General features: G+C 38.1%; 11 protein-coding genes. 9 read left to right on the top strand and 2 right to left on the bottom strand.

Translation table 11 applies throughout. The features are described 5' to 3' along the window. Positions 1–2: 2 nt before the first annotated feature. Positions 3–338, bottom strand: a complete 336-nt coding sequence (locus SVZ03_07515; protein ID MDY6934054.1) for an STAS domain-containing protein — start codon at positions 336–338, stop codon at positions 3–5. 500 nt (positions 339–838) lie between these two features. Then, a complete protein-coding gene (locus SVZ03_07510) occupies positions 839–2,605 on the bottom strand; it encodes a M23 family metallopeptidase (protein MDY6934053.1) in 1,767 nt (588 codons plus the stop codon). Positions 2,606–2,777: 172 nt separating this feature from the next. Here SVZ03_07510 and SVZ03_07505 point away from each other — a divergent pair, with 172 nt between their 5' ends. From SVZ03_07505 to SVZ03_07465, 9 genes are all read left to right on the top strand, one after another. Then, positions 2,778–3,299 (top strand): Spy/CpxP family protein refolding chaperone, encoded by a 522-nt coding sequence (locus tag SVZ03_07505; protein ID MDY6934052.1) that lies wholly within the window; start codon positions 2,778–2,780, stop codon positions 3,297–3,299. Positions 3,300–3,421: 122 nt separating this feature from the next. Continuing rightward, the gene (locus tag SVZ03_07500) at positions 3,422–3,943 is read left to right on the top strand and encodes a sigma-70 family RNA polymerase sigma factor (GenBank protein ID MDY6934051.1); all 522 of its coding nucleotides are present in this window, start codon (positions 3,422–3,424) and stop codon (positions 3,941–3,943) included. Then, positions 3,940–4,311 (top strand): hypothetical protein, encoded by a 372-nt coding sequence (locus SVZ03_07495; GenBank protein ID MDY6934050.1) that lies wholly within the window; start codon positions 3,940–3,942, stop codon positions 4,309–4,311. The genes SVZ03_07500 and SVZ03_07495 overlap by 4 nt, the downstream gene beginning before the upstream one ends. A 155-nt stretch (positions 4,312–4,466) precedes the next feature. Continuing rightward, entirely contained in the window at positions 4,467–5,303 is an 837-nt protein-coding gene (locus SVZ03_07490) for a lamin tail domain-containing protein (protein ID MDY6934049.1), read from the top strand. A 437-nt stretch (positions 5,304–5,740) separates the two neighbouring features. Beyond that, complete coding sequence (locus SVZ03_07485) at positions 5,741–7,312, top strand: 2-isopropylmalate synthase (GenBank protein MDY6934048.1); 1,572 nt, start codon at positions 5,741–5,743, stop codon at positions 7,310–7,312. A 409-nt stretch (positions 7,313–7,721) separates the two neighbouring features. Next, complete coding sequence (recA, locus tag SVZ03_07480; GenBank protein MDY6934047.1) at positions 7,722–8,822, top strand: recombinase RecA; 1,101 nt, start codon at positions 7,722–7,724, stop codon at positions 8,820–8,822. A gap of 388 nt (positions 8,823–9,210) precedes the next feature. After that, the gene (locus SVZ03_07475) at positions 9,211–10,317 is read left to right on the top strand and encodes a hypothetical protein (GenBank protein ID MDY6934046.1); all 1,107 of its coding nucleotides are present in this window, start codon (positions 9,211–9,213) and stop codon (positions 10,315–10,317) included. An 80-nt stretch (positions 10,318–10,397) separates the two neighbouring features. Beyond that, complete coding sequence (gene tgt, locus SVZ03_07470) at positions 10,398–11,525, top strand: tRNA guanosine(34) transglycosylase Tgt (protein MDY6934045.1); 1,128 nt, start codon at positions 10,398–10,400, stop codon at positions 11,523–11,525. A gap of 47 nt (positions 11,526–11,572) precedes the next feature. Further along, a complete protein-coding gene (locus SVZ03_07465; GenBank protein ID MDY6934044.1) occupies positions 11,573–13,972 on the top strand; it encodes a TonB-dependent receptor in 2,400 nt (799 codons plus the stop codon). Positions 13,973–14,082: the final 110 nt, after the last annotated feature.

The following is a 14,082-nucleotide window of genomic DNA, read 5'->3' as shown; positions in this document are numbered from 1 at the left end:
ATCTATTTAAAGGAGTTAATTGCCTCCTCCTCTGAATCATAAATCTCAAAGAATGATGTTAGCTTTGTTAGTTCAAAAACCTTCCGTACTGAGGCATAAACATTAATTATCTTTAAACCACCCTGATATTTCTTAAGATTGGATAAGCTCGATATTAGAGCCCCTATTCCTGATGAATCTATATATGATACCTTGGCCAGATCAATAATAACATTATACTTCTGTTCTTGAATCAGCTTATTGATAATATCTTTAATTTCTGGAGCATTGTATAGATCGATCTCTCCGAATATATTTAATATAACTATATCCCCCTTTGTAGTTTTGGTAATGTCCATTCTACTCTACTCCTTGCTGATATTGTTAAAAAAGGTTCAAAAATAGATTATCCTTATAGTGTATGGCTAATCGTCTGGAACTGTCAAGATAAAATAACCCATCCATGGACTATTTTGGCTTTGGTTGTAGTTTCAATAAATTAGATCCATATTATTTATTGAAACTTGATTCATTAAAAGAATGCATCCATGATAGTGTAAATGTGATCTTATCATTCTCCTACAATGGGATGTTGCTACAAAAATTCTATTCTAACACAAGCTCTTCCAATGCTTTCTGATCTATCGGCATATGGAAATAACTGAATTTATTTATTAAGTAGCGAAGAAATAAATATGAAAGATTTATCATATTACAGATTATAACGAATTTACTTAACTCCTTTTTTTTTTTTAGTCAAGCAAAAAAGATAATTAGAATTATCAGGATTTATATAAATATTATAAAGAAAAATAGGATAGGGCTTAAGGGAAAAAATTCCCAGTGGATCAGGGATCTCTCAATTTCTCATAAACAATTCCCTGAAAACACACTGATTCCCTGCCCTGTCACTAACTTCTACAAAAATATGATGCAGACCTATTGAGATTGCTTCTCTTGGTAGGTTCATCTCAATCCATTTTCTAGCTGTATCATATTTTGAGGGGAAGGATTCCCCGTCAATTAAGCAAGTAATAGAATCCCTATCAATTCTGGAGAGATTATCTGAAGCGTATAGCCTTATTCGACTGTATATGCTCCTATCCTCGCAGAACTCATGGGTTGGAGGCATCACCATCCTTGGGGGTATTCTATCCCTTATAAGAATGAAGTATCCATTGGTTAATGATAGGGTTTTGAATACACCTCTCTCAGAATTATACACTGTGTCCAATGGTTTAGGCCTTCTACTTTCAAAGAACCTATAAATAAGGATATTTTGAACTTCCCTATCTGATATACCTTTGGGTTTCTGTATTTGAATTGTAATAGGCCGTTTATAGACAATATCAAAGGGATAGATTGAAAATATTTTGAGTATGTCCTCCCTATTGACTGCTGATATTTTTTTTATCTTATTAAGCAATCCCCTTTTTTCTGAAATTTCTACTTTTAATAGCCTTTTGCCTTTAATTGAACCGGAAGGCATTATAACCTCCATCTCTCCTGTCATATTCCTTATATGGCATATTCTCTTTTCATCAATAACATAAAAATCTGATGCTATTTTTTCACCTATTCTTTTTTGCAAAAGCTTAAACTTCATAATAGCGGCATTTCCCGCAAAATCTAGAACCTCTATTCTAATATCCCTTTCGCCATTCTTAGGCTCAATATAACCACTGCCATCTCCATTTATAAAACTGGAATTGCGTTTATCCCTCTGACATAAAGAATATGTGTATGATACCCCTCCATCGCCAATGGCGGATTTAGAAATATCATATATAAGATGTCCATTTTTATAATCACTTATCTGGATTGCATTAAAAGCTGTCTCAAATATCCTTGCCTTATCCGAGAAAAGTTTTATCTTGTAGATGGCAACCCTATTACGAGCTCCAACCCTGTCATAGCATGATAGTTTGAAAAATATTCTGTCATTGCTTGAGACCTCTATCTCTCCATTTTGCGGAAGATATTTGCCCCATCTCTTTTTAATCCTAAACCTCTCCTCTTTTATGGTGGTGTCATTCTTCTCAATACAAACAAACAGGTTTTCTATAATTGGCGGTTCCTTATCCTTTATGTGAATAAGGGCAAGGGGGTTTAGCAATCTATCATCCTTTCTGATTTCAAAATGAAGATGAGGAGGCCCGGATCCTGACTCGCCGGCATAGGCAATCATCTCTTCAGAATTGTAGGGTAGATGGCTTTTATATAATCTAAAGTCAAGGAAATCTCTATTGTAAAGTACACTTAGTGTTTTCGCCAATGAATCCAGATGATGCTTGCCCTCCTCAAAGGAGTCCAGATGACCATATACTGACTTAAGACCATTGCCATGATCTATGAAAAGGGCATTCCCATATCCATACTCCTTGGATACTATTCTGTATAATTTTCCTGATAAGGCAGCAAAGACGGGATAACCCACACGCCCTCTTGTCTTGATATCTATTCCCTGATGAAGAGAATACCCCCTAATTTCGCCAAGGGTTGCTGACAAACTTTTGGGAAGATTAAGAGGCCAGTGAATAATATTCTTAGCCTCAGCATATGCTGATAACAGCACAAGCAAAGGTAATAGCAAAGAGGGAAGCCATTTGATACGAGGTAACCTCATATTTATAAATATTCTTAAATGTGAATTCAGCTTAGGAAGGCGCTTGTTGTTAAAATAATACATGTTTTATGAGAAACAAGTCAATAAATTATTAAGGATGTGATTAAATAAAATGGAACCTTTAGGCTATATTTGGGGTCAAATGTACAAATTCAGAAAAAGGAGGATATTCATGAAAAAGAGATTGTTATTCTCATCGATTGTTGTGTTATTTATACTGTCAAATAGTAATGATCTTTTTGCTAAAAGGGGAGGCGGTAAAGGACATGGAAGGCCTGGACATTATGATTGCAGGGATGGAGGATTCCATAAGGGTGTGTTCTTCGGAAACCCGGAGATGATGAAAGAGAGGTTTGGGCTTTCCGATGATCAGGTAAACAAAATAAGTGAAATTAATCTTGAATACAAGAAAAAACTATTAAAGATTAAAGAGAAGATCGCTCCCAAAAGGATCAATCTACAGAGCATGCTTTTGGAGGATAATGTTAATTTAAAAAAAGTTCGTTCCTTGCTAAAGGAGATATCGGAGTTAAAGATTGAAATAAGAATGCTACGGATTAAGCAGAGATTGGATATTGAAAAATTACTTACTCCTTCACAGAAAAATAGGCTTAGAGGCTCTAGAATGGGAATGGGTAAGGGTGGAATGCATTTCCATCAACCACCCTGTGCGCTCGGGGAGAGGGGACAGTAATCAAGGTTTACATCTAATTAACGATATTTTTAATTATTGATTCTTCATGTGCAGTCTCTATCCCCCCTCTGGGTGGGATAGATCTTTGGGATTTCGACTTTATTATGTTAGCTGAGAGATAGATGATGGAAGACAGGGAATTTGCTGAAATTGTAAAAAATACCAAGGGTGTTGTGCTTTCAGCGATTGAGAGGCATCTTGCAGTAAGATTTTACCACTCCATTGACGATGTTGTTCAGGAGGTATATATCAGAGCATACAGGGGTTTGAGGAGGAATAGCTTCAGGGGTGACTCTTCCTTGGAGACTTGGCTATACAGGATTGCAAAGAATGAATCTCTTCGTATGACCGGCAGGCTTAAGAGAGAGGAGGAAAAATTCAAGAAGGCGGCAATTAGACAGATGGGAATTACAAAGGACTACGCTAGTGAAAGCGGAGAACTGACGGCAATGGAGATTGATTTGAAAAAGATGATCAAAAGGCTGCCAGAAAAATACAAATCAGTATTGGAACTGGTGGCTCTTGGCTTTTCTGAAAAGCAAATATCAGAGAAGCTTGCAATTAAGATAGGAACTGTAAAATCGAGAGCTTATAGAGGAAGGGAACTCATCCAGAGAGTGGCAAATGGAGGTGTGAAACGATGAGTGATAATGGAATTCAAAATACGATACACTTAAATATCAAGGAAAGGATGAAGAGCGATGAATGGAACTACGAGATCGCAAAAGGTGTATTATATAGAAGGGAGAGAATAAAGAAGAGGAGGATATTTACTACCTCAATCGCTTCATTCTCTTTCGCAATACTGATTATTGTTACTCTATCCCTTTACACAGGCGGGAAGCCTGGGATGAACGACTTTGATGGATTTATCAGCAGACAGCTTGATGGGACCTATAGTGAAGTTTTCGGAGAAGACAGTCTCCTGGGCTTTTCGAAGCAGGCTTCCAATGAGTCAATTAGTTATGACAGTATTGACATGTTGATTGACAACGCTCTATCCTTGCGCTAATGATCAGAATAGTCTCATGATCTAATTAGTTTTTAAATAGATCAAAATTGCATTAGACAATATGAACGTAACCCGTTCAATCTATCTGACAGCGCGAACTTGGTTATAGATTGATGTTCTTATAAATTATCATAATCTATCAAGAGAAAAATCCTGTGATAATTCTATATCTTCTCATCTATATCCTCTTTTCATGCGGATATCCGGAGAGATACGTAGAAGGGATAAAAGAGGAAAAACAATACAGCGGGATTGAGATATTCCTTCCCTCCAGAATCCTATATGTCAGCGATCGAGCAACTGCATCGCTGTTGATATTGCTTCCCTCTGGAGAAAAAATTATATCATATAATGCGGATGTATCCTGGAGCAGCAGCAATAGTGAAATTATTTCTATTAGCGATTCAGGAATTATTACAGCCCTGAGCAGGGGTTCTGTTGATATTAATGCTGCTATGGATGATTATGATACCTCTGAGGAGATCATAGTTGAGGAATTTTCAAAGATATTACTTAGCGAGGTATTCTATGATCCCCCTTCACCTGAGAGCGAAAGGGAGTTTATTGAGATATATAATGGGCATAACTATGCTTGCGATATCTCAGGATTTGTAATAATTGATGGGAAAGAGGATAGCACACCCTTTACTTTTCCTCTGGATAGCTTGATCCCCTCCAACAGTTTTATAGTTATTGCTAAATCCTATGATGGCTTTTACAATTACTTTGAATTATATCCCGATTATTCAGGCTTCACTTTTCCTCTAAATAACGATGGTGAGACTATTTATCTATTGAGACCGGACAATCATATCAATGACGCTATGTGTTTTGAGGGTGGGGTTGGAGATATATGCTATATGGATGATTGGTGTATATATAATGAAGAACCTTCAGCAAGCGAGGGGAATTCAGTACAGCGAATAAATTTCAATATTAACAGCACCTGTACAGACTGGGAGAGCGGAGAGCCCACCCCAGGCTCCAATTAAATATTTTTCCCGAGAATGCCGTAAATAATATTGACATAATACACCATTTAGTTTTATTGTCTCTTTATCAATTTAGGGATTAAAATAGAAATGACTACATTGAATAATAACATCACTCTACGACTATCTTTATTGCTAGGGGGCACAGAAACCGTGAAGAGGGTTTCGTGATGTTATTTTAATATAAGGCAAATTCAAGGCCGTCACGGATACCTCTGTGACGGCCTTTTTCGTTTATGAAGATTCTTAAATGATTGGAGGTGCATGGGAATGGTTTTCCCAAGAATGCTATAACATAGTTTATATCAAAATTGGATTAAAAGTTATCAAAGGTGTATATGGAGACCTAAATTAAACTCCATAAACCTGAGTTTTTCCAGAAATTAGGCTTTAGACCGGGAGGTATTAAGCATTTACATCATAGGATGGAGAGAAGGATGAAGGATAATAAGATAATAATTTTTGACACAACATTAAGGGATGGAGAGCAATCTCCAGGTTTTAGTATGAACATAGATGAGAAGCTTCACTTCACCAATCAGCTTATTAAGCTTGGTGTTGACATCATTGAAGCTGGCTTCCCAATATCCTCTAAGGGTGATTTTGATGCAGTTCAAAGGATTGCACGTATGGCAAAGGGAATTCAGGTGGCAGGTCTTGCGAGAGCGAATTTTCAGGATATTGATGTAGCCTGGGATGCAGTAAGTGAAGCTGAGTCTCCGATGATTCATACCTTTATATCCAGTTCGGATATACACATAACACATCAATTCAAGAAGGATCGAAATCGCGTTTTGAAAGAGGCAGTGTCAGCGGTTGAAAGGGCCAAATCCTATACACATAATGTTGAGTTCTCGCCAATGGATGCATCCAGAAGCGATAGGGATTATCTTGTAGAGATGGTACAGGAGGTTATTGACGCAGGAGCAATTGTAGTCAATATCCCTGATACGGTGGGATATGCTATCCCGTCTGAATTTTACGATCTCATCAGGTATCTCTTTGATCATGTTAATAATATAGACAAGGCTATTATCTCTGTTCATTGTCACAATGACCTTGGTTTGGCTGTTTCGAACTCAATTGCGGCCATCCAGGCAGGAGCCAGACAGGTGGAGTGTACGATTAATGGAATTGGAGAGAGGGCCGGAAACACATCGCTTGAGGAATTAGTGATGGCTATCAAGACAAGAAATGATGTATTGAATTTCTATACAAATATTGACACTAAACAGATAATGTCCACTAGTAAGCTTTTATCGCATATTACCGGTGTCTTTGTGCAACCTAATAAAGCAATAGTGGGCGCAAATGCCTTTGCTCATGAATCAGGTATCCATCAGGATGGTGTGCTAAAAATGGCGGTGACATATGAAATTATGAGGCCTGAGGATGTTGGATTATCAAAATCTACCCTCGTATTGGGCAAGCACTCTGGAAGGCATGCGGTGATTGATAGATTGAATAGCCTGGGCTACAATTTAAACGAAGAGGAGATCACCATTTTTTTTAAATACTTTAAAGATCTGGCTGACAAAAAGAAAGAAATTTATGACGATGATCTGGAGGTCCTTGTTGGAGAGATCTTATACAAGGAGAAGGGACGCTATGAGGTCTATAATGTTCAAGTTTCCACAGGCATGTTCTCTCCTCCAATGACAATGGTCACGATTAAGGATAATCATAACAGAAGCGTTGAGAAGTATGATGTGGCTCATGGAAATGGAGGGGTGGATGCTGGGATAAACGCCGTAAAGAAGATTACAGGGACTCAGGCTAGAATTGAATCCTTTAATCTTGTGGCAATTACTGGCGGATCCGATGCCCTCTGTGAGGTATCGGTTACAGTGGTAGAAGAATTTGAAAAGAGGCAATTAAGGGTCTTCGGCAATAGCGTGAATATCGATATAACTGTTGCCGGAATTCTTTCCTTTGTTGATGCCCTTAACAAACTTGAGTATCTGAAAAAAAGAAATGGCGAGGATGAGATGATTGATGCGAGATTATGAGTTGCATTAGCCACCTCTAAGAAAGCCATAATTCCTGTCAACGCAAGGGGTTATGGCGCTTCCCCTGCCATTAATTGAGAAATTAATTGGATTACCTAATCTCCAAAAGTTTCCTGTTAGTTGAAGAAATAAATTACTTTTTTCTTGATTATTATTTGATCTATTCTATGTTATAGTAACCTTTTACATTCAAAAAGTAACTGTTAAAGTCGATTTTCAAGATATTAACACTGATTCAAGAGCGATTATATACTATCATATCCCATTTGTGTTGAATATAGTTTTATCATGATTATTTTCTATGATATTTTTATCAATGAAATACATTGAAAAAGTTCAATAGTTATAATTTAAAAAAATGTAAAGGGTGAATATCATTCAATTCATCAATTATAGTTGAGGTAGGCATATGACAGTTCAAAAGGAGTTTAACCAGAAAGATCAGGCATTGGAACAGGCATTAATCCAAATTGAGAAGCAGTTTGGGAAGGGTTCTATTATGAGATTGGGAGATGATTCAGCAAAGGTGAAGATAGCTGTAATCCCTACAGGAGCGATTGAACTGGATGTAGCTCTTGGGATAGGCGGAATCCCAAGGGGAAGAATAATCGAGATATTCGGGCCTGAATCATCGGGTAAAACAACCATGACACTTCATATTGCTGCTGAAGCGCAGAAAAAGGGGGGTATTGTAGCCTTTGTCGATGCTGAGCATGCTCTAGATCCCTACTATGCCTCTAAACTCGGAGTTAATACCGATAATCTCCTGGTCTCTCAACCCGATACAGGGGAGGAGGCTCTGGAGATATCCGAGGCGCTGGTTAGATCAGGCGCCTTGGATTTGATTGTGATTGATTCAGTAGCGGCTTTAGTGCCAAAAGCGGAGATTGATGGAGATATGGGCGACTCACACATGGGACTTCAGGCCAGACTAATGAGTCAGGCTTTAAGGAAGCTGACTGCAGTAATATCAAAATCTAAGACGAGCGTCATATTTATCAATCAGATTAGACATAAAATCGGGGTTATGTTTGGCTCGCCTGAGACAACGACAGGCGGCAATGCTTTAAAATTTTATTCTTCAGTTCGTTTAGACATACGAAGAATTGAGACCCTAAAATCAGGGGACGAGGCAATCGGGAACAGGGTTCGTGTAAAAGTTGTGAAGAATAAAGTAGCACCCCCATTTAAACAGGCAGAATTTGATATTATGTACAATTCCGGAATATCCATTGAGGGAGGGATATTGGACCTTGGCACAAAATATGAAATAATAAAGAAGACAGGAACCTGGTATTCCTATGACGATGAACGGATGGGTCAGGGAAGAGAGAATTCAAAAAAATACTTATTGGATCATCCTGACATCGCAGTGGAAATTGAAAGAAAGATAAAGGTCCACACCGGTCTCATAAGCGAAGAGAATAATGATGATTCAGAGGTTATATTAAAGTCGGAGAGTCGTGAAGGTAATGTCGGCACAGTAGAGGAATCCAAGGGAGTTGTCTAAATCCTTTATAGAAATGTCTAGCCTGACAATACACTAAATAGATCAATGGTTATTATGTGTGTGAAAAATGATATAAATATATCCATTGCTTATTAGTATAAGAATTGATAGTCAATTCATCTCATCTCATAACAGCACCAGCCAATGCCTTGTTAATCCTCTATCATTTGTTTTGACTTCAGTTGTTTTATGATTAGTCAATACACAAATCCTTGCCAGAGGGGGAGGGGCTTTTAGAGCTGATAAGTCAACAGGGTTTAATTGCGTTGACATTTGTACGTTATTTCATATAATATATTTGAGATTGGCATCATAATAAATATCACTTAACCTCGCGGAGTATATGTGCTTCGATCAGATTATTAAGTGTACTTGAGAAAGAGTGGATATGAGGGAAGCTAAAGCAATAATAGCTGTTTTTTTTATGATAACACTAATCCTATTTCCACTATATAAAATTGGTCATTCAAGCACAGTGATTGATGTCGATGTGCTGGATTCTATTCCCTCGTTAAATACTATTGATGTGGTAGACATTAGCACTCAGGCTCAGGAAGCGATCGACCTTAATGGTCCTATTATTGCTGATGCCTTTACTTTTGCAAATATACTGGGCTATCCGATTGGGAAGGCTTATATTGGTGGTATACCTCACTTCGAATTCGGAGCTTCAGTAGGCGCAGGATGCGTAAATATGAAATACTTTGATGATGACGATCCTGCAAGCGATAATGGCAGTTTGCCTGGCATTGCCCCGAATCTCTCTGTTCATGGCGGTATTGGGATTGCCTCTGGAATAGATGTTCTTGGGAAGGCCTTTTACATGAGTAAATCATTATGGTCTCCCCCTGGGGTGGAGCATGATATCGGAACTCTTACAGATTATATGATATACTCTTTTGGTGGCAAAATACGATTTAATATCATCAAGAAGAAGGCAATACTGCCCTTTATGTTTAGCTTTGGGGGAATTACAGTTAGTCTTGGTGGTGATTTCATCTATGGTGATATTAAGGGAGGCGGTGAATATGAGTATGAGATTTCTAATGTTGATGTGGAATTTTCGATACCACCCTTTGGCACTCAATCGACTTCAATAAATATGCAGTTTGATGGGAATTACACTGCCGCAATTAATTGGTCTATATTCTCAATTACAGCGCAGGCCATATCGTATATAGATCTACTCTATATCTTTAGCCTTTACTCCGGATTTGGAATATCTGGAAATATTGGTTCAATAAGTGTGGGTTTTGATGGAGATGGAGCATTGTTAACTGATAATTCACTCTTTCATAGTATTACTGGAGGGCTTGAGGTAGGTAATCTCACCTTCCAATCAGATAACAAATACAATCCAACCGCTATAATTCCTGCCTATATTATTGGTCTGGAGATAAATATCCTGATTGTAAAACTAAATATTGAAAGCATGGTAAACATGCGCAACAGAAGCGATATTAATGTTCAAGCAGGGGTGAGATTTCAGATATAATATATCCCACTTTAATTAGATATGTTTTGAAGGTTAAATTATAGACGCCTGATTATCGCGCAATAGAATGATATTAGAGAATGCAGTTTCAAGTACTCCAAAAAGATATTTCCAGCAAAGCCAGGGTGGGAAATCTCATAACAATGCATGGTAATGTTGAGACTCCTGTCTTTATGCCGGTTGCCACTAGGGGCGCCATCAGGGCCTTAACCCTAAAGGATATAGAAGAAATTGGCTTTGATATTATTCTTTCCAACACATACCATCTCTACATCCGACCTGGAATTAATATTATTAAGAAATCAGAGGGAGTACATAATTTTATAAATTACCATAAGCCTATACTTACTGATTCAGGGGGGTTCCAGGTATTTTCGCTTTCTGATCTGTGTAAAATTTATGAAAATGGCGTTGAGTTTAGGTCCCACCTTGACGGATCAAAACATTTCTTTTCTCCAGAAAGGGTGCTTGATGTTCAAAAGGTATTAGGATCGGATATCATGATGGTTCTCGATCAATGTATAGAATACCCTTCAACTATTGAAAGGGCAAGGGATGCGGTATATAAAACCATCAACTGGGCTATCGACTCAAATGACTATTGGCACAGGGAGTTTGATATTGGAAGGCAGGCCCTTTTTGCTATTGTACAGGGAAGCGTTTATAAAGAGTTGAGGGAGGAGTGTGCTCAAAGGCTGATTGAACTCGATTTCTCAGGTTATGCTATTGGAGGTTTATCTGTTGGTGAACCCAATGACCTATATAGGGAGATGACAAGGTTTACACTTGGGTGCTTGCCCGAGAAGAAGCCCATGTATATGATGGGGATTGGGAGTCCAATGGAGATCCTTTATGCAGTCATGTATGGCGCTGATATGTTCGATTGCGTTATGCCGACTAGAATCGCCCGTAATGGGACGCTATATACCTCTAATGGAAGGATCAATATTAAGTCCTCAATATATACTGAGGACTTTAGCCCTCTAGATGAAAACTGTAACTGCTACGTTTGCAGAAGCTTCACAAGGGCTTATCTGAGACATATCTATCGCATCGGAGAGATTACATCAATGATCTATAATACATATCACAATCTATTCTTTATGAAGAACTTTATGACTGAAATACGTCAGAGTATTAAGGACGGATCATTTGTAAAACTCTATAGGAGATGGGAGTCAGTCTATGGAGACAGGACTCAAGAATAATCATTAAGCAAATGCCAAAATTATATTGTAATTGAAAAGAGTGAGTTATGAAAGATCGCTTCGCAAACATGTCTATTTATTTGATATTAGTCTTTACCATATCCATTCTACATACTTGTATTCTGCCCCTTTACTCACAGTCCGATAAGAATAACTTGAATAATGAGGTCGAGGGGAGAGGCACGAATGATTTGGATGAAAAAAGTGAGTCTGACTCGATTGATAATGATAGGACTGACACTAGGGATGAAAGGATATCTGAGGATATTAAGCTTCGAACCATTACGGTAAAGGGATCATCATCGAACAGGGATGAGAAGCGGGATATCCAAAAGTTATCTAGCCATACCATGACATTGCAGGAACTCAAGAATGTCCCGGCATCGTTGGGCGATTCCATTAATGCATTAACCTCCCTTCCAGGTATTATTCGAGCTGGAGAGGGCTTGTTCGGGCCGCTTGTCATCAGAGGAGCAAACATCAGATTTAATAACTACTATATAGATGATATCCCAATCTACAATCCTCTGCATTACGGTGGGATGCATTCCATTATAAATAATAATCTTATCAATAAAATAGATCTATACGCCTCGTCATTCCCTGTTGAATTTGGCTCAGCCCTGGCAGCTGTGATTGACATAAGTACAATCGACGAGGTTGATGAATTTGGAGGATATATCAACATCAGCGCTCTCTCAGCAGATGCTCTTATTCAATCACCTATATTGCGCGTTGAAGATGAAGGGTTAGTTTTTGGTTCACCTATTAATATTTCTGACAATGCAGGTTTTGAGAATATTGGTTATTTCATAGTCTCTGGCAGGTACGGTTATATAGGACTTCTTATACCGCATCTGATGCCCAAGGAGGAGAAAGATAAAATTGAAATTGTACCCGAATATTGGGATTACCAGACAAAATGCAAGTACAACTTTAACAGCACAAATTCCCTAACCCTCCTTTTGATAGGCAGCAGCGACTATTTTAAAATAAAAAAGAAGAGATCCCTTGAAGAGGGAGAAGATCCTCTTCAAGCAAGATTAGAGTTTAAAATGGATCAGGTCTCTCACGGACAGGGAATATACTATACCTATAAACCATCAAAAAAGATGTCAAATGAGTTGATTGCATACAGCTCATTTCATAAAAGCTTTAGATATATGAATTTCCCTGAGGAAGGCATTGCAGATTGGGCTAAAAATGTCCATGTTACATCTCGTTCCTATATATTTGGCTTCAAGGATAATAATAGATTTGAATGGTGGCAACATCATGGAGAGGTTGATGCGGGAATCGAGCATACAATATACTATTTTACAGCGCATGGTAAAACAATTCTGCCCCAGGGTTATTATTCAATTATAGACCTCTCTGACCCAAATATGATGATATCATACTACCTTGATGAAAGAATAGTAAACCATGTTACTAGCGGATATCTGAAGAATAGATTTACCTTAGGAAGATTTATCCTTTTGCCTGGTATACGTTCAGATTATCTAAGCAGGTCAGCTAAAGCGACATGGGATCCAAGGATTATGGCAAGCTATGAATTCCCTACAAGGACCACACTCTCAGCCGCTGGAGGTAAGTATAGCTTTTTTTTGCAGACTAATCCGATTATCTTTGATACATCCCCTGATCTTACAAAGCTTGGGGATGAACTGATGAGCGAAAAAGCTATTCACCGTGCATTGGGAGTTGAGCAGAAGATTGATCTCGTTACTCTAAAGATAGAGGGCTTTTACAATAATTTTTATGATTTAGCCGAGGCATATCCACATATCGAACCAGATGGCACTTATCTCCAGGGATTGACCTCTGGAAAGGCAAAGGCTAAGGGTGTAGAGATCATGCTTCGAAAGGACAGGGTGTTAAAACGAAGAGGTCTTTTCGGGTGGTTGAGCTATACATATACACATTCAAAATACAAATCAGGATTGCCGACGCAACCAGGGCTCTATGGAAATCCATCAAATAGGATTGGAGATGAATATGGCGATCAGTGGATAAATTATGACTTTGAGCAGCGGCATTCACTGAAGCTTGTCACAGGATACGTCTTTGGGAATCATACATTCAGTGCACGATTCCAGTTTTATTCATCCTTCCCTTACACCCCAATTATTGGATCAAATCTGGATATTGAATACTACTTTAGAACAGGATTATTAAGATATCAGCCGATTACAGGGAAGAGGAATACAGCTCATTTCCCTTCACATCACACCCTTGACATTCGTTATAGTTACAGAAATTTCTATTCCTGGGGCCATGTTAGCTGGTATATAGAAGTAATTAATGTCTATAACAATAGAGCGATTAATGAGCATAACTGGGATTATAGATATGAATATGGTCCCAATAATCCGCATAACAAAGCGCCTGAAGATAACTTTATGCAGGGGATTATCCCAAACTTCGGGGTTGAGATAAAGTTCTGATTTTATTTTATTAAATATCCATCGATTTAAATTAGTGAGGAGATATTATCATTTTATCCTTAAAAAGAATAACGAACAGGTTTTTTGGGTTTACCTAATAATACCTTCAT

This window comes from Spirochaetota bacterium (assembly GCA_034190085.1).
Taxonomy (GTDB): domain Bacteria; phylum Spirochaetota; class UBA4802; order UBA4802; family JAFGDQ01; genus JAXHTS01.
The sequence above is the reverse complement of the archived record's forward strand: the minus strand, read 5'-3'. Positions and strand labels throughout refer to the sequence as shown.